This window comes from Pseudomonas sp. ZS1P83 (assembly GCF_054897825.1).
The window spans coordinates 3,480,967-3,497,430 of the sequence record NZ_CM142706.1; the positions used below are offsets into that span (position 1 = coordinate 3,480,967).

At 60.0% G+C, this 16,464-nt stretch carries 13 protein-coding genes; 6 read left to right on the plus strand and 7 right to left on the minus strand.

Annotation, left to right across the window (positions count from 1 at the left end):
* Nucleotides 1-3: 3 nt before the first annotated feature.
* Nucleotides 4-1,395, minus strand: coding sequence for an FAD-dependent oxidoreductase (locus ACYZT0_RS16660; RefSeq protein WP_462042170.1), 1,392 nt, complete (start codon nt 1,393-1,395; stop codon nt 4-6).
* Nucleotides 1,396-1,405: 10 nt separating this feature from the next.
* On the minus strand, nt 1,406-2,731 hold the full coding sequence (locus tag ACYZT0_RS16665; RefSeq protein ID WP_462042171.1) for an MFS transporter: 1,326 nt from the start codon (nt 2,729-2,731) through the stop codon (nt 1,406-1,408).
* A gap of 268 nt (nt 2,732-2,999) precedes the next feature.
* Here ACYZT0_RS16665 and ACYZT0_RS16670 point away from each other — a divergent pair, with 268 nt between their 5' ends.
* Nucleotides 3,000-3,872, plus strand: coding sequence for a LysR family transcriptional regulator (locus tag ACYZT0_RS16670; RefSeq protein ID WP_462042172.1), 873 nt, complete (start codon nt 3,000-3,002; stop codon nt 3,870-3,872).
* A gap of 106 nt (nt 3,873-3,978) precedes the next feature.
* Here the strand turns inward: ACYZT0_RS16670 and ACYZT0_RS16675 are convergent, their stop codons facing one another.
* Nucleotides 3,979-4,842, minus strand: a complete 864-nt coding sequence (locus ACYZT0_RS16675; protein ID WP_462042173.1) for a LysR substrate-binding domain-containing protein — start codon at nt 4,840-4,842, stop codon at nt 3,979-3,981.
* A gap of 109 nt (nt 4,843-4,951) precedes the next feature.
* Between ACYZT0_RS16675 and ACYZT0_RS16680 the strand changes: the two genes are divergently transcribed.
* From ACYZT0_RS16680 to ACYZT0_RS16690, 3 genes are all read left to right on the plus strand, one after another.
* Complete coding sequence (locus ACYZT0_RS16680) at nt 4,952-6,061, plus strand: 2-aminoethylphosphonate--pyruvate transaminase (protein ID WP_462042174.1); 1,110 nt, start codon at nt 4,952-4,954, stop codon at nt 6,059-6,061.
* Between the two features lie 62 nt (nt 6,062-6,123).
* The gene (gene phnX, locus ACYZT0_RS16685) at nt 6,124-6,951 is read left to right on the plus strand and encodes a phosphonoacetaldehyde hydrolase (protein ID WP_462042175.1); all 828 of its coding nucleotides are present in this window, start codon (nt 6,124-6,126) and stop codon (nt 6,949-6,951) included.
* A 184-nt stretch (nt 6,952-7,135) separates the two neighbouring features.
* Nucleotides 7,136-7,684: a cytochrome b gene (locus ACYZT0_RS16690; protein ID WP_462042176.1), complete on the plus strand. Its 549-nt coding sequence runs from the start codon at nt 7,136-7,138 to the stop codon at nt 7,682-7,684.
* Between the two features lie 10 nt (nt 7,685-7,694).
* Here the strand turns inward: ACYZT0_RS16690 and ACYZT0_RS16695 are convergent, their stop codons facing one another.
* Together ACYZT0_RS16695 and ACYZT0_RS16700 are read right to left on the minus strand one after the other, a co-directional pair.
* Nucleotides 7,695-8,609: a 1-aminocyclopropane-1-carboxylate deaminase/D-cysteine desulfhydrase gene (locus ACYZT0_RS16695; RefSeq protein WP_462042177.1), complete on the minus strand. Its 915-nt coding sequence runs from the start codon at nt 8,607-8,609 to the stop codon at nt 7,695-7,697.
* 50 nt (nt 8,610-8,659) lie between these two features.
* Nucleotides 8,660-10,699: an oxidoreductase gene (locus tag ACYZT0_RS16700; protein WP_462042178.1), complete on the minus strand. Its 2,040-nt coding sequence runs from the start codon at nt 10,697-10,699 to the stop codon at nt 8,660-8,662.
* Between the two features lie 208 nt (nt 10,700-10,907).
* Between ACYZT0_RS16700 and ACYZT0_RS16705 the strand changes: the two genes are divergently transcribed.
* On the plus strand, nt 10,908-12,038 hold the full coding sequence (locus ACYZT0_RS16705) for a carbon-nitrogen hydrolase family protein (protein WP_462042179.1): 1,131 nt from the start codon (nt 10,908-10,910) through the stop codon (nt 12,036-12,038).
* A gap of 3 nt (nt 12,039-12,041) precedes the next feature.
* A complete protein-coding gene (locus ACYZT0_RS16710; RefSeq protein ID WP_462042180.1) occupies nt 12,042-13,082 on the plus strand; it encodes an AraC family transcriptional regulator in 1,041 nt (346 codons plus the stop codon).
* 350 nt (nt 13,083-13,432) lie between these two features.
* Here the strand turns inward: ACYZT0_RS16710 and ACYZT0_RS16715 are convergent, their stop codons facing one another.
* Both ACYZT0_RS16715 and ACYZT0_RS16720 read right to left on the minus strand, forming a co-directional pair.
* The gene (locus tag ACYZT0_RS16715; protein WP_462042181.1) at nt 13,433-14,239 is read right to left on the minus strand and encodes a DUF2242 domain-containing protein; all 807 of its coding nucleotides are present in this window, start codon (nt 14,237-14,239) and stop codon (nt 13,433-13,435) included.
* A gap of 228 nt (nt 14,240-14,467) precedes the next feature.
* The gene (locus ACYZT0_RS16720; protein ID WP_462042182.1) at nt 14,468-16,339 is read right to left on the minus strand and encodes a SurA N-terminal domain-containing protein; all 1,872 of its coding nucleotides are present in this window, start codon (nt 16,337-16,339) and stop codon (nt 14,468-14,470) included.
* Between the last annotated feature and the right edge of the window lie 125 nt (nt 16,340-16,464).

Genomic DNA, 16,464 nt, shown 5'->3' on the forward strand with positions numbered 1-16,464 from the left:
CACTCAGCCCTTGTCGGCCTTGCCTGCCGCCGCCGCGAACTTCGCCAGACGCACATCCAGGTGCCGTGGTCGGCGCCCATGATCCTCGGCGCGCTCCTTGCGGCGGATGGCGTTGCGCACCATCAGTGAGCCGAGGTAACGAATCGGCTCCGGTGGAAAGAAGCCCAAGGGGCCGTTGACCAGTGGCGAACGGGTCCAGGCGTTGTCCAGTCCCTGGACCATAGAGGCAAGAATCTGCCCGCCCATATGACACGGGCCGACCCCGCTGCCGGAGTATCCGAAACCGTAAAACACGTTGCCGCTGGCACTCATCTGACCGAAGAACGGCAATCCGGTGACGGAGCGATCAGACGGACCGTTCCAGGTCGCCTCGACCTTGACCTCGGCAAACGCCGGAAAGAACTCGCTCAGGCTGTGCCGCAACAAACCGGCATAGGGCGATGGCTGATCGAACACCGGCAACATTCGCCCGCCGTAAGCAAAGGTATTGCCGCCCTTGCCGAGCATGATTCGCCCGTCCGGGGTGTTGTGGTAGTAGTGCACGAAAATCCGCGAATCGAGCACGGTGACGCCGCTGGTCAAACCGATCTCGTCGAGCAGATCGGGACGCGGTTCGGTGATCAGCATGTCGCTGGAAACGATCGCCACACTGCGTTCGAACTGTGGAAACGCCCGGGCCATCCAGGCGTTCATCGCCAGCACCACGCGATCCGCGCGAATGGTGCCGTTCGGGGTTTGAATGCCCGCAGGTCGGCCCTCTTCCAGCCCGGTCATGGCGGTGTGTTCATGAATCCTCACGCCGAGTTGCAAGGCGACCCGGCGCAAACCGCGCACCAGTTTGCCCGGCTGCACGCTTGCCGCCGCCGGAGAAAACCAGCCTTCCAGGTGTTTGCCGGAACCGGCCATGCGCTGTACATCCGCAACCGGTCGCTGCGAGAAGGAGTTGATGCCATTGCGCTCCAGCGCCGCGATCACGGCGTCGGTCGAGCCGCATTGGGCACGGTTGGTGGCGGTGTAGAGCGTACCGTCGAGGCGGTAATCGGCGTCCACCGCGTACTGCTCGCAGAAGGCGCCGATGGCATGAATGCTGCGCTCCGACTCCTTGACCAAACGCACTGCTTCTTCGACGCCGAACAACCTTTCCAGCGTGAAGTACTTGGCCGACCACGACAGTGCACAACCACCGTTTCGACCACTGGCGCCGGCGCCGCAGATATCGGCCTCGATCAGCAGCACATCCAGTTCGGGGTTCTGTTCCTTGAGCATGATCGCAGTCCACAACCCGGTGTAGCCGCCGCCGACGATGCAGACGTCGGCGCGGGTGTCGCCCGCCAAGGGTTCGCACGGCGCGCAGGACTCAGCCGCCAGTGCCTGTTCCAGCCAGAAAGGTCTCATGGGTCAATCCTTAAGTACGCAGAGGTTTTACGGTGATCGGTTGGTTAGGCACGAAGGCGCTTTCGGCACGCAGGCCAGCCGGACGGCTGTTCCAGTGCGGGATCAACACCAGGGCCGAGAACAACGCGCAACCGGCGAAGACGATGAACACGGTGACCGAGTCGAAGTAGCCCGGCAGCAATCCGCCGAGAATTGCCCCGACCGAGCCGCAACCGTTGACGAAACCGGCCGCTGTCGCGCCTGCCTTGGCGGTGCCGAAATCGATGGCTGCCGCGCCGCTGATCATCGAGTCCGGTCCGTACAGGGTCAGGCCCATGACAAACAGCAGCGCCACCACCAGCATCACGCTGCCGGTATGCAGAGCGCCCATGAACAATGCCAGGGTCACGGTCAGCGCCAACAGGCTGAGCACACACGCCGGCATGCGTCGGGCGCCGAACAGTTTGTCCGAGGTCAGACCCAGCAGAATCGGCCCGAGCAATCCGGCCAGTTCAAACGCGGTGGGGATAATCGCCGCGCCAACCTTGCCCACCGAGGGCATTTGCTCGAAGACGATCACCGGGCCCCAGAGCAGAATCGCGTAGCGCGCCGGTTTCAGTAAAAAGTACGCGAAGCCAAGAACCAGCACGGTCCGGTTGCGCAGAATTTCTTTGAATGGTTCCAGCATGCTGATTTTGCTTTGCGCGTCGGCTTCTTCCGCCGTCAGTTGCGGCTCTGGTTCCACCGCCGGCAAGCCAACGTCTTCGGGTTTGTTACGCTGAAAAATAAAAAACAGCACAGCGACCAGCCCAACCACCGCCGCACTGGAAAAGAACGCCGCATGCCAGGTGCCGATCAGCGTATACGCCCACCAGCCAGCAAACGGTGACGCCACCAGACCACCAAAGGCGTAGCAGGAACTCCACAACCCCAGCACCCGCCCGCGCTGCTCGGAGGGAAAGAAATTGCCGAGGTTCTTGCACAGCCCGGACCAGCCGGTGGACTGCGCCAACCCTTGAATCAGCATGCAAGTGGCGAAGATTGGCAACGTCGCGAAACTGCCCATCACCAGCGCTGCCGCTGCGGAAATCAGTAACCCGCCAAACACCACGACCCTCGGGCCAAAGCGGTCGGCAAGGATGCCCCATGTGAATTGCCCGATGGCGTAAGCCGTCAGGTAGATGGCGTCGAGGTTGGCCATGGCCATTTTGTCGAGCATGAAGGTGGGGTCTTCAGCGATCCCCAGTTTTGCCACGGAAAAAGCTTTGCGGGTGAAATAGAACGCGGCGTAAGCGAGCCAGGTGATCGCGAAGATCTGCACGCGCCAACGCTTGATAGTGCCAATGTGCTTGTTCATTGTGGTTCTGACCTCAGGGTGTGAGTGTGCCGGCAGAAATTGAGAAATAACGCCTGTTTTTTTATTGTTGAGCACTGCGATATCGCTGCTTCCCTGAGGCGATATCGGTCAGATGAGTCCTGCTGTTGCACGCACAGGCTCATGGCCGCCGACGCTGTTTGACTGACCAGTCACCGGAGCTGAGGTCGATAAAAACAATTACTGTTTAATAAGTGAAATCGATTTATCGTATTTCCAATATAAGCTCAACTTGTTACTGGAGGTTTCGATGTCGGTTTCCCACGCCCAGCTCAAAGCCTTCCACGCCGTGGCCGTGCACGGAAGCTTTACCAAAGCCGCCGAACGGCTATTCCTCACGCAACCGGCGATTTCTGACCAAGTGCGCAAACTCGAAGAGCGTTTCGGTGTGCTGCTGTTCCATCGCAACAAACGCTCGGTGCGCCTGACCGATCTGGGCGAGCGCTTGTTGAGCATTACTCAGCGGCTATTCGTCATCGAGGCCGAGGCGCAGGAATTACTTCAAGACTCACAGGCACTGCAGACCGGCAGCCTGATTCTCGCCGTCGATGCACCGGTGCATGTGCTACCGCAGATCGCCCGGTTCTGCGAACGCTATCCCGGTATCAGCGTGAAAATCGAAACCGGTAACACCGACGAATCGCTGTTTCGGTTGTTCAACTACCAGGCCGATCTAGCGTTGTTGGGGCGTGAGGTCAGTGACGAACGATTGATTTCGTTGCCGCTGCGCAATGACCCGATGGTGGCGTTCGTTTCCCGCCATCATCCATGGGCCGACCGAGAGTCTATTTGCCTCGCGGACCTGGATGACACGCCTTTGGTGCTGCGGGAAATCGGCTCGGTGACGCGCCAGACGCTGGAAGAAGAAATGGCCCGGGCCGGTTTTCGCATTCGTCCGGCGATTCAGGTTGAAGGTCGGGAAGCAGCGCGTGAAGCGGTGGTCGTGGGGATTGGTGTCGGTGTGGTATCGGCTGCCGAGTTCGGTGCGGATTCGAGGGTTTGCGCGTTGCCGATTACCGATTGCAAACGACGGCTGACGGAAACGCTGGTGTGCTTGCGCGAGCAGAGTTCGCGGCGGGTGGTTGCGACGTTTCTGGAGATGGTTCGCGAGAGTCTGGCATAAGCAGGCCCGGCCTCTTCGCGGGCAAGTCGGATCGCCGCACCGCTCGCTCCAGGTTCAACGTTATCCTTGTAGGAGCGAGGCTTGCCCGCGAAGGCCGCGCCTCGGTCTATGCTGTGGGCGCCAAATCAAAAAACGCCTGTATCAAGCGTAAATCCCGGCGCCGATCCATGCAGCCAATCATGTGCCGATTGACCAACCCTTCGCCAATAATCGGCACCGCCACCACCCTCGGGTCGTGACTGACTTCCACCGACGACACCACGCCAACCCCCAACTCTGCGGCGACGGCTTCGGTCACCGCCTCGCGACTGTCCAGCTCCAGCAACACCCGAGGATTGACCAACGCCGTCGCGCAGGCGTCGTCGAAGGTGCGCCGGGTGATCGAGCTCGGCTCGCGCAACACCATGATCACTTGATCCAGCGCCTTGAGCGGCACGCCCTTCGACATCTGCGCCCACGGATGACCGTCGGGCACCAGCGCACAAATTCGTGACTCGCTTAAGCCTTGCAGATGCAAGCCCTTGCGCGGTTCGACCTCGGTCAGCACCGCCACGTCGGCATGCTCCGACAGCAACGCCGCCAGGGTTTCCTGAGCATTGCCCAGCCGCAGGTTCACGGTAATTCCGGGATAGCGAGCGCGCAGGCTGGCGAGCATCGGCATGACCATGTGCGGCCCGTCCGCCGCCACCTCCAAACGCCCGGTCAGCAACTGCCGGTTCGCTTCCAGCATCACCTGCGCTTCTTCGGCCAGACCGAACATCGCCCGGGTGATCGCGGCCAGTTTGGTGCCCTCCTCCGTCAGCTCCACTCGTCGTGCCGTGCGCCGCAACAAGGTGATCTGGTAGTGCTCCTCCAGCGCCTTGATGTGGCCGGTGACCGCCGGTTGGCTGATGAACAATCGCGCAGCGGCCCGGGTGAAGCTGCCCTCACGGGCCACGGCGTCGAAGGCGCGGAGCTGGAACAGGTTCATGAATAACTCTCACTGATGGCTGGCATAACAACAAACAATTTGATTGATAGCACGGCAAATTGCAATTTAAGCCCCGTAGCTTCATCCCATCGATTGCGAGGACACGAGAATGAGTACTGCCGAACCCATCCTGCTCACCCCCGGCCCATTGACCACATCGGCCCGCACCCGTCAGGCGATGATGGTCGACTGGGGTTCATGGGATGACCGCTTCAATCAATTGACCGCCAGCCTCTGCGAGCAACTGATGGCGATCATCAACGGCGGCGACAGCCACCACTGCGTGCCCCTGCAAGGCAGCGGCACGTTCGCGGTCGAAGCGGCAATCGGTACGCTGGTGCCACGCGACGGTAAAGTCCTGGTGCTGATCAACGGCGCCTATGGCAAACGCCTGGCGAAAATCTGCGAAGTGCTCGGCCGCTCCTTCAGCACCTTTGAAACTGCCGAAGATGAACCGACCACCGCCGCCGACGTCGACCGCCTGCTGCGCGCCGACGCCAGCATTACCCACGTCGCGCTGATTCACTGCGAAACCAGCACCGGCATCCTCAACCCGCTGCCGGAAATCGCCCACGTCATCGCGCAACACGGCAAACGCCTGATCATCGACGCCATGAGCTCCTTTGGTGCCCTGCCGATCGACGCACAACAGGTGCCGTTCGACGCGCTGATCGCCGCCTCGGGTAAATGCCTGGAAGGCGTGCCGGGAATGGGTTTCGTCTTCGCTCGCAAAGAGGCGCTGGCGAATGCCGCCGGCAACTCGCACTCGCTGGCGATGGACCTTTTTGACCAGCACACCTACATGGCCAAGACCGGTCAATGGCGCTTCACCCCGCCGACCCATGTGGTCGCCGCGCTGCACGAAGCCCTGCTGCAATACAACGAAGAAGGTGGTTTGCCCGCCCGGCATCAGCGCTACGCCAACAACTGCCAGGTGCTGCTTGATGACATGGCCAAGCTCGGACTGCGCAGCTTTCTGCCCGCCGCCATTCAGGCGCCGATCATCATTACCTTTCATGCACCGAAAGATCCGCGCTACCAGTTCAAGGAATTCTACGAACGCGTCAAGGCCAAGGGTTTCATCCTCTACCCCGGCAAATTGACTCAGGTTGAAACCTTCCGCGTCGGCTGCATCGGCCACGTCAACCAGGCCGAGATGCACGCGGCGGTGGCGGCGGTCGCCGAAGTACTGCGCGAGATGGAAGTCCTCGAAATCTAAGCCACACCGCTCCCACCAAAAGCAGCCCTTCATTAGCCAGTTGCCATAGGATTCTGATCACCATGAACTATACAAACCCAACCAAACTGCAAGCTGCCATCCTCGACTGGGCCGGCACCGTGGTCGACTTCGGCTCCTTCGCGCCGACGCAGATTTTTGTCGAAGCTTTCGCCGAGTTCGATGTCCAGGTTTCCATCGAAGAAGCCCGCGGGCCGATGGGTATGGGCAAGTGGGACCACATCCGCACCCTGTGCGATCAGCCGCAAGTCGCCGAGCGTTATCGCGCGGTGTTCGGCCGTACGCCGACCGATGACGACGTCACTGCCATCTACAAACGCTTCATGCCACTGCAAATCGAGAAAATCGCCGAGCACTCGGCACTGATTCCCGGCGCGCTGGACACCATCGCGAACCTGCGCCAGCAAGGGATCAAGATCGGTTCCTGCTCCGGTTACCCGAAACAGGTCATGGACAAGGTTGTCGAACTGGCCGCCACCAACGGTTACGTTGCCGACCACGTGGTCGCCACCGACGAAGTGCCTAACGGTCGTCCATGGCCGGCCCAGGCGCTGGCCAACGTGATCGCCCTCGGCATCGATGATGTCGCGGCCTGCGTGAAGATCGACGACACCGTGCCGGGCATTCTCGAAGGTCGCCGTGCCGGCATGTGGACCGTGGCGCTGATCTGCTCGGGCAACGCACTGGGCCTGGACTACGAAGGTTATCGCGCACTGGGCAGCGACAAGCTGGCCAGCGAACGCACACGCATCCATGCAATGTTCGAAGGCTCGCGGCCGCACTACATGATCGACACCATCACCGATTTGCCGGAAGTGATCGCCGATATCAATAAACGCCTGGCCAATGGCGAGATGCCGCAAAGCAGCTAATTTCGCAATCCGCATAAAAAAGCGCCAGCTCCCCGAACGGAACTGGCGCTTTTTTGTGGGCGATCACCTGAGCCAGAGCATTAAATGCCCAAATAGCCACACGCAGACCCACCAAAGCGGATTACAGTTAGAGAACACCGTCGAACAAGAACGGTGGCTCGACCTGACCTGTGAGGAACACCGTATGCCCTGGAAGAATTCCGACTCACGCTACAGCACCGTATCGATCGCGCTGCATTGGTTGATGCTGGTCCTGCTAGCGCTGGTTTACGCCAGTATCGAATTTCGCGGGGTCTTTCCAAAAGGCAGTGGCGGCCGGACGCTGATCACCGAATCGCACTTTTTGCTGGGCTTGACGGTGTTTGTATTGGTCTGGCTGCGGCTGTTTGCTCGCAGCCTGGGCCCGGCACCGCAAATCTTCCCGGCCTCGCCTCACTGGCAGACCGTACTGGCCAAATTGATGCACTGGGCGCTGTACATTTTCATGATCGCTATGCCGATTCTGGGCTGGCTGGTCACCAGCGCCAAAGGCCATCAAGTGATGTTCTACGGCGTTGACCTGCCGTTGCTGATCGCGGAAGACAAGGCGTTGGCCAAGCAGATCCAGGGCTGGCACGAACTCGGCGGCACGATCGGCTATTGGCTGATCGGCCTGCATGCCGTGGCGGGGATTTATCACCACTATGTGGTGGGCGATAACACCTTGCTGCGGATGATGCCCAAGCGCGGCTAAATTCGGCCGCTCACTGGAAACCCCGGCGGCCCTGCAAACCGCCGGTGTGGATGAAGATCAGGCGTGTCCCACGAGCAAACTTTCCCGCTTCGACGTGCTGCTTGAGCGCCAACAGTGCTTTGCCGGTGTACAGCGGTTCGAGAGGAATGCCGCTGGCCTGTTCGGTCTGATCGATGAACTCGAGTAACAGCGGATCGATTTTGGCAAAGCCACCACGGCTGGCGTCGAACAATTCATAAGCGCGATCCGGTAAACCCACCTCTCGCACAATCGACTCGACCTGCTGCGCAACCCCATGATCGTCGGGCACGGCCAACGCGCCATACACCGGGTGTTCGCCCGCCTCGGCCAGCACCAGACCGGCCAGGGTCGTGCCCGTTCCGCAGGCCAGCCACCAGCCGTCGTAGTCGTTCCAGCCCAGACCGTTCAGCTGCTCGCTGACCATTGTCCTCAGCTGCAGGCAGCCCTTGGCTCCCTGCAAACCGCCGCCACCTTCCGGCACCGGATACAGATCGGGAAACTGCGCCTGCCAGGGTTGCCAGAAACCCGGCTCGTGCCGCGCTCGATAACCGCCGTAACCCAGCCAATGCAACTGCATACCGAACGCTTGCAAGTCCTTCACCGTCGGCGTTTCTTGTGGATGTCCGCGCAGCAGGCCAGCGGTGCTGAAACCGAAACGCTTGCCCGCGGCGGCCAGTGCATGCAAATGATTGGAGTGGGCACCGCCGAGACTGATGATGCCTTTGGCACCGATGCGGTCAGCGGATTTCAGGTGTTCGATGAGTTTAAACCACTTGTTGCCGCTGATCAGTGGATCGATCTGGTCCAGACGCAGGATCGCGGCTTCGATGCCTGATCGGGTGAGCCAATCAAGATGAAGGGGTTCGAGGGGAGCCTGGGGTAGCCATTCGTTGGGGAGTAGCATCGATGCCGGCTCTGGGTGAATAGCCGGCATCTTAACAGCCGTTGTGGTGATTACAGCTGCGCAGCCAGACGCGACCCTTGGTCGATAGCGCGCTTGGCATCCAGCTCCGCCGCCACATCCGCGCCGCCAATCAAATGCACGTTCTGCCCGGCCGCCACCAGACCCTCCTGCAATTCGCGCAGCGGATCCTGCCCGGCACAGATCACGATATTGTCCACCGGCAGCACTTGCGGCTCGCCGGTTTCGCCGATGCGGATGTGCAAACCTTCGTCGTCGATCTTCAGGTACTCGACGCTGTTGAGCATCTGCACCTGCTTGTTCTTAAGCCCCGTGCGGTGAATCCAGCCGGTGGTCTTGCCCAGGCCGTCGCCGACCTTGGATTTCTTGCGTTGCAGCAGGAACACTTCACGAGCCGGGGCATGGGGTTGAGCCTTAATGCCGGCGACACCGCCGCGCGCTTCCAGATGCGTATCGATGCCCCACTCCTTCCAGAACGCCTCGCGATTCTGGCTGGTGGCCACGCCCTGGTGAACCAGAAACTCTGACACATCAAATCCGATACCACCGGCGCCGATCACCGCGACACGTTTGCCCACCGATTTGCGCTCAAGGATCACGTCCACGTAGCTCAGCACCTTGGCGTTCTCGACGCCCGGAATCGCCGGGGTTCTTGGGGCGATGCCGGTGGCGAGAATGATCTCGTCGTAACCGCCGTCTACCAACTGTGCGACATCGACGCGGGTGTTCAGGCACACCTCGACGTGGGTGGTCTGTAGCTTGCGATTGAAGTAGCGCAGGGTTTCAAAGAACTCTTCCTTGCCTGGCACGCGCTTGGCGATGTTGAACTGGCCACCAATTTCGCTGGCCGAATCAAACAGCGTCACCTGATGCCCGCGCTCGGCAGCCACGGTAGCCGCCGACAGCCCCGCAGGACCGGCACCGACCACAGCGATTTTCTTGATCTGTTGCACCGGCAGGTAATTGAGTTCGGTTTCATGGCAGGCGCGCGGGTTCACCAGGCAACTGGTCAACTTGCCGCCGAAGGTGTGGTCCAGGCACGCCTGGTTGCAACCGATGCAGGTGTTGATTTCATCGCCACGGCCGGCCGCTGCCTTGTTGACGAAGTCCGGGTCGGCGAGGAACGGCCGCGCCATGGACACCATGTCGGCATCGCCTTCGGCCAGAATCTGCTCGGCGACTTCCGGGGTGTTGATGCGGTTGGTGGTGATCAGCGGAATGCTCACCGAGCCACGCAGCTTGGCCGTGACTTTGCTGAACGCGCCGCGCGGCACTTTGGTGGCGATGGTCGGGATCCGTGCTTCGTGCCAGCCGATGCCGGTGTTGATGATCGTTGCACCGGCCTGTTCGACGGCCTTGGCCAACTGGACGATTTCTTCCCAGCTGCTGCCGCCTTCCACCAAATCGAGCATCGACAGGCGGAAGATAATAATGAAGTTCGGGCCTACGGCTTCACGCACCCGACGGACGATTTCCACCGGCAGGCGCATACGGTTTTCATAGCTGCCGCCCCAGCGGTCAGTACGGTGGTTGGTATGGGCGGCGAGGAACTGGTTAATGAAATAACCTTCGGAGCCCATGATCTCGACGCCGTCGTACTCGGCCTGTTGCGCCAGGGTCGAACAGGTGACGAAATCGCTGATCTGTTTCTCGATGCCTTCTTCGTCCAGCTCTTTTGGCTTGAACGGGTTGATCGGCGCCTGAATGGCACTCGGCGCGACTTGTTTCGGGCTATAGGCATAACGACCGGCGTGAAGGATTTGCATGCAGATCTTGCCGCCCGCCTCGTGCACCGCGCGGGTGACGATCCGGTGCTTGATCGCTTCTTCCTCGGTGGTTAGTTTAGCCGCGCCGGAATACACCCCGCCCTCATCGTTCGGGCCAATACCACCGGTGACCATCAGGCCAACGCCGCCACGGGCACGTTCGGCGAAGTACGCCGCCATGCGCTCGAAACCGCCGGGCTTTTCCTCAAGACCGGTGTGCATCGACCCCATCAGGGTACGGTTGCGCAGCGTGGTAAAACCCAGGTCCAGCGGGGCCAACAGGTGCGGGTAATGAGCGGCGGCCATCGGTAACTCCACATCGAGCGATCACGGAAAAGTGCAGGAGCTCTACGGCCCCCATCAGTCATGTTGAACAGACTAAGAGTCGCGCCGCCGTCACTCAATGACCGTAACTGACAACTTATTGATCCAAATGTGCAGCGCCCCTTGGCAAGTGCCGGCATGCGCCCTACCCTAGTCGCGAACCCTGCACACGGCCGTTGACTGTTTCCCCATGCGCAAACTTCTGTACCTGACCTTTTCCATGGCATTCATTGCCGCCCTTACGACCTACGCAATGTGGGCCGCGGACCGTCCGGTGGGTCATTACCTGTCGGACCTGCGAATCAATCTTGCGGTCGACCAAGGCACGCCCGCTGATCGCGGCAATTTGCTGGGCATCCAGCCCGAGCTGTTTCCCACCGACTACCAAAGCCCCGAGCGCTTGCACCGCAAGCTGGCGGCCTATTTGCAGAAGGCTCAGGACCAGGACTTGCTGAATGAAAAAACCATCGTCGTACTGCCCGAACATGTCGGCACCTGGTTGATGGTCAGCGGCGAGAAAGATGAGCTGTACCAGGCCACCACGCTCAAGGAAGCTATGAACTGGCTGGCGGTGAGCAATCCCTTGCAGTTCGTCCGCGCGCTAATCAGTGCCAAGGGCGACAGCCGTCTGGACGACGCGCACCTGCGCATGAAAGCCAAAGGCATGGCCAAAGACTACCAGGCACTGTTTGGTGGTCTGGCGAAAGAGTTCCACGTGACCTTGGTGGCGGGCTCCATCGTGCTGCCCGAGCCTAGCGTCATTGACGGCACCCTGAAAATCGGCCGCGGAGCGTTGTACAACAGCACCGTGGTGTTCGGCCGCGATGGCCTGCCGATCGGCCAGCCCCAGCGTCAGATGCATCCGATTTTCGATGAACATGAAGTCATCGCAGCCAATGGCGAGCATACGCTCAACGTCGTCGACACCCCGGCCGGACGCCTGGGTGTGCTGATCGGCAGCGACAGCTGGTACCCGGACAATTACCGCAAGCTCGACTATCAGGGTGCGCAGTTCGTCGCGGTCCCGGCATTTGTGGTCGGGCGCGGCACCTGGGATAAACCGTGGCGTGGTTACAAGGGGTTATCGACACCTGGCTCCGTCAGTCTCAAGGCCGGGGAGCTCAGTGAAGGCCAAGCCTGGCATCGTCTTACGCTCACCGCTCAACCGCCCAGCAGCCAGGCAATCGCCGGCATGAGCGTGTTCCTGCGCGGTCAGTTCTGGGATCAAGGCAGCGCCGGTCAAAGTTTTCTCAGCAGCAACGGGCAGCAGTTCGCCGACGGCAATGCCCGTGGCGCGCGCTTGCTGAACCTCTGGTTGTAACCGATGAAACCGTTGCCGATGCGGCTCGGCGATCTGTCGGTGGGCTTTGTTCATAGCCTGGCCGACGCCGTGCGCAGCCACGGTGTAGACCCTCAGACGCTGCTCGAGCAATACGGCCTCGACGCGGCTCGCCTGAGCGAAGCAGGCGCCCGGCTCTCGATCCCGCGCTACATGCGTCTGGGTCACAGCGCCATTCAACTGACCGACAACCCGGCACTTGGTTTGCGCATGGGTCAACTCAGTCGCCTGAGCCAGGCCGGCCTGGCCGGGGTTACCGCCACCCAGGCGCCGACGGTGCGAGAAGCAGCGCGCTGCCTGATTCGCTTCGAAGCCTTATATGGCTCCAACTATCGCGGGCAATCGAGCTTTCACGAAGACGCCCAAGGCGCCTGGCTCCGGTTCTATTCCATCAGCCCTTACAACGCCTACAACCGCTTCGTGGTGGACTCAATCATCGCTGGCTGGTTGCAGCAATTGTCCAGCATAAGCCCTGCCCCGTTGCGGGCCGAGCGCATCGAAATCGAGTTTGATGAACCGGATTACCGCAAAGCTTATGAGGTGCTGGGTGACTGTCCGATCCAGTTTGGCTGCGAACACAATCAACTGCGCTTGAGCCTTGCCAGCCTCGCACAGCGTAACCCGCAACATTGCCCAAGCACTTGGCGACACCTGCTGCAACTGTGTGAACGGGAACTGGAGCAACTGACACGCACCCGCAGCCTGCGTGAACGTATCACTCAGTTACTGGGGCCGTTACTCAATGGTGGGCGGGAACCCGACCTGGAAGAAGTGGCGGCACGCCTGAAGCTGCCAACCTGGACCTTGCGCCGCAAACTCGCCGAGGAAGGCACGCAATTTCGCGCGATTCTCAACGACACACGTCGCGACCTGGCCATGACCTACATCCGCGATACCGAACTCGCGTTCGGAGAAATCGCCTACCTGCTGGGCTTTGCCTCAGCCGAAGCGTTTCAACGCGCCTTCAAACGCTGGAGCGGCCAGACACCCGGCGAGTTTCGCCGCAGTCATCGCCAATCCGCTTGACGCTTACAGCTCGGTAGCGTCTTCAGCCGGCTCCAGCGGATCCAGTTCAAATGCCTGATACTCAAGCAACTCTTCTTGATATTCGTCCATCTTAAATCTCCCACAACTCGTTGAAAAAAACGCTTGAATAAATGACCAGCACCCCGAGCATAAAGTGCCCACGTGAAAGAAAAATGACGCAGGCACGCTGCTCAGCGGCTACTTAATAAAACGTAGCAGGCGGTCAGGAATTTATCACAGGATTTTTTCGATACAGGCCGTAGGACTACGGCCTGAGTTGACGTGGATCAATCTTGAAAGTCGCTGCGCAATCGATGTCGTCTGACCCGATCCCACAGCGCAAGAACCGATTAACGGCCAGAAGCAGGAATGGCCGAAATAGGCTCGGTGGGTGGAGGCAGGCTTGATTGCGGCGGCGGAGTGACAGTTTCCGTGGCCGGGGACGGTTCGGTGTTCTCGGCCGGAGCAATCGGAGCGGCTTCGGCCGGCGGTGCGACCGGCTCAGAGGCTGCTGGAGCGGCTTCGGCGGGTGCCGGCGCGGGTTCTGCCGCAGGTGCCGGTGCGGCCTTGGGTTCAGGCACGCCGAGATCAGGTTTCGGCTTCTCCTTGATGTGCGCGGCCTTTTTCGCTTCCGGCGGCAGGAACAATTCGACCAAGGTGAAGAAACGCTCGTAGAACTTGGGCGACGATACGGTTTCGCTGGCAACCTTGACCATCGAGTCGTCGGACGAGCCGATCGGCATCGACACCGAACCCAGCACGCCCACACCAACGCTGGCGGAGTTATTGGTCTTCTTCAGCGCATAGCGGTCCTGCAGGGCGTTGGCGAACATGGTCGCGTGGAGCCCCTCACTGCCATCATCGGCACAGACCACACTGAAGCTGATCTCCAAGTGGCTCTCGCCAGTCTGCTGGAAGCTTTTGTGTCCGCTGACCAGTTTCGGGTCGGAGCTGGTGATGATGTAGCCTTGGCTGAGCAACGCCCGACGGGCGGCTTCGCACGTCTGCGCATCAGTCACAGGGTAGCTGCGCGAAAACGTTCCGGAGTCATCGAAGTTCTCATGCTCATAGATAGGGGCTTTCTTCGACGAGCAGCCGGCAGCGGCGGCCAGCAACAACGCCAACCCGGCAACACGCATGGGAAATGATTTAAACATTGAACATCCTGAGGAAAACGGTCCGGGGCGTATTGTGCAACAGATCGATGCTTAGCGGAGTATCGATTAGTGCCTAAAACAGTTACACGTCTACTGACTGTCATTTACAGGAAAAAGTCGCACGGTAAATACCCAGGCGACGGGTAACCCGCCCTGCATTTGTTTCGCCCCTAAAAAACCCCAGCCTTTCGGCTAGGGTTTTTGTGTCGCGACAAGCTCAGTCAGGCATCAGAAGCGCTTGATCTCAGCCTGGCTTTCCAGCAGTTTGCGGTAAGCCGCAAAGTCTTGCTGGCCAATGCGTGAGGCGAGGAAGCGACGGTATTGAGCCTTCTCCTCTTCAGTCGGCGTAGCGGCTTCGTTCACGGCGTTCAGACGAACGATCACCAGGCTACCATCGGCCAGGGTCACGCTATTGAAGGTCGGCTTGTCCTTGGCTGCCGGCTTCGGCATGCGGAACAGCGCTTGCAATACGGTTGGGTCAACCCCTTCCTGGCCACGAGTGGCTGCCTGGGTAACTTTCCAGTTCTGGCCGTCGATTGCCTTGTCCAGCGGTGTCTTGCCATCGCGCAGGCTGACAATCAGCTCTTCAGCCTTGGTCTTGGCGGCAGCACTGGCGTGCTCCTTGGCCAATTGCACGCGAATGCTGGCAGCAACGCTTTCGAGCGGCAGTTGCGCAGGTTTCAGGTGCTCCTTGGCGCGCAGCACGATCACGGTTTCCGGGTCGAGCTCGATGGCGGTGCTATTGGCACCCTCATCCAGCACTTCAGGGCTAAACGCAGCAGTGACCACGGCACGGTTGGCCGTAACACCTTCGCCACCTTCACGGCCGAACGGCTTGGAGGTGTGAACGGTCAGCTTCAGGTCCTGCGCCGGCTGAGCCAGATCAGAGGATTCGAACGACGAGTCTTCCAGTTGCTTGGTCGCCTCGACAAAACGCTGTTCGACCTGCTGGGTTTTCAGCTCACGGGTCAGCTTGTCTTTCAAACTCGCTAACGTCGGCACTTCAGGTGCTTCCACACCCAACAGTTTGATCAGGTGAAAGCCGAAGTCGGTGCGAACCGGCGTCGAGACCTGATCCTTGGCCAACGCATACAGCGCTGTTTCGAAGGCTGGATCGTAGACACCAGGACCTGCATAGCCGAGGTCACCGCCGTTGTTCGCCGAACCAGGGTCCTGGGAGAACTCTTTGGCCAGGGCCTCGAACTTCTCGCCTTGTGCCAGACGTGCCTGGATCTCTTCGATCTTGGCCTTGGCTTGCGCTTCGGTCACCTTGTCATTCACTTCGATCAGAATGTGCGCGGCCCGGCGTTGTTCGGACAGGTTCGCAGTTTCTTTCTGATACGCCGCTTGCAGGTCTTCGTCCTTGACGCTGACCTGATCAAAGAAGGAAGCCTTTTTCAACTCGAGGTAATCGATGACCACCTGATCCGGCGTCATGAATTCCTTGGCGTGTTCGTCATAGTAGGCTTTGACTTCAACGTCGGTCAGCTTCACAGCCGCCGGGTCAACCTTGACGTTCAGGGAAGCGAAATCGCGGGTCTGTTTTTCCAGACGGGCGAATGCCAGAACCTGTGCGTCGGTGACGAAACCGCTACCCGCCAGACCAGCGCGCAGCTGACCGATCAGCATTTCCTGAGCCAGCATCTGGCGGAATTGCATGCGGCTGTAGCCGAGTTGGCGAATAACCTGGTCGAAACGCTCAGGGCTGAACTTGCCGTCAACCTGGAATTCAGGCGTTTGCAGGATCACCTGGTCCAAAGCAGCTTCGGAAAAAGCGAACTTCGAGTTTTCTGCGCCTTGCAGGAGCAGCTTGCGATCGATCAAGCCTTTGAGGGCCGATTCGCGCAGCATTTTTTCGTCGAGCAAGGAAGCATCGAAATCCTTGCCCAGCTGTTGCATGAGCTGACGGCGTTGCATGTCGACCGCCTGGCTCAGTTCGTTCTGGCTGATTTCTTCGCCGTTGACCTTGGCCGCATCATTACTGTTCGTCGTGGCCTTGAAGATGGCGTCGAAACCGGTCAAAGCCATCAGTGCAACGATGACCCCGATAATGGTCTTGGCAATCCAGCCTTGTGAATTGTCCCTGATATTCTGCAGCATGCGTCCCCCAGAAACGGTTGAACTTCAAAATTAGGCAACCGTGGAGCGTGGGTAGAATCCGGATAGAAGAAAGGCGCATCCGAGGATGCGCCTTCTCGTAACTGGCGGAGCGGACCGATGACTCG

Excerpts from the sequence above, each read along its gene's own strand:
- ACYZT0_RS16660 (WP_462042170.1), bottom strand. The coding sequence starts at position 1,395 with ATGAGACCTTTCTGGCTGGAACAGGCACTGGCGGCTGAGTCCTGCGCG.
- ACYZT0_RS16665 (WP_462042171.1), bottom strand. The coding sequence starts at position 2,731 with ATGAACAAGCACATTGGCACTATCAAGCGTTGGCGCGTGCAGATCTTC.
- ACYZT0_RS16670 (WP_462042172.1), top strand. The coding sequence starts at position 3,000 with ATGTCGGTTTCCCACGCCCAGCTCAAAGCCTTCCACGCCGTGGCCGTG.
- ACYZT0_RS16675 (WP_462042173.1), bottom strand. The coding sequence starts at position 4,842 with ATGAACCTGTTCCAGCTCCGCGCCTTCGACGCCGTGGCCCGTGAGGGC.
- ACYZT0_RS16680 (WP_462042174.1), top strand. The coding sequence starts at position 4,952 with ATGAGTACTGCCGAACCCATCCTGCTCACCCCCGGCCCATTGACCACA.
- phnX (WP_462042175.1), top strand. The coding sequence starts at position 6,124 with ATGAACTATACAAACCCAACCAAACTGCAAGCTGCCATCCTCGACTGG.
- ACYZT0_RS16690 (WP_462042176.1), top strand. The coding sequence starts at position 7,136 with ATGCCCTGGAAGAATTCCGACTCACGCTACAGCACCGTATCGATCGCG.
- ACYZT0_RS16695 (WP_462042177.1), bottom strand. The coding sequence starts at position 8,609 with ATGCTACTCCCCAACGAATGGCTACCCCAGGCTCCCCTCGAACCCCTT.
- ACYZT0_RS16700 (WP_462042178.1), bottom strand. The coding sequence starts at position 10,699 with ATGGCCGCCGCTCATTACCCGCACCTGTTGGCCCCGCTGGACCTGGGT.
- ACYZT0_RS16705 (WP_462042179.1), top strand. The coding sequence starts at position 10,908 with ATGCGCAAACTTCTGTACCTGACCTTTTCCATGGCATTCATTGCCGCC.
- ACYZT0_RS16710 (WP_462042180.1), top strand. The coding sequence starts at position 12,042 with ATGAAACCGTTGCCGATGCGGCTCGGCGATCTGTCGGTGGGCTTTGTT.
- ACYZT0_RS16715 (WP_462042181.1), bottom strand. The coding sequence starts at position 14,239 with ATGTTTAAATCATTTCCCATGCGTGTTGCCGGGTTGGCGTTGTTGCTG.
- ACYZT0_RS16720 (WP_462042182.1), bottom strand. The coding sequence starts at position 16,339 with ATGCTGCAGAATATCAGGGACAATTCACAAGGCTGGATTGCCAAGACC.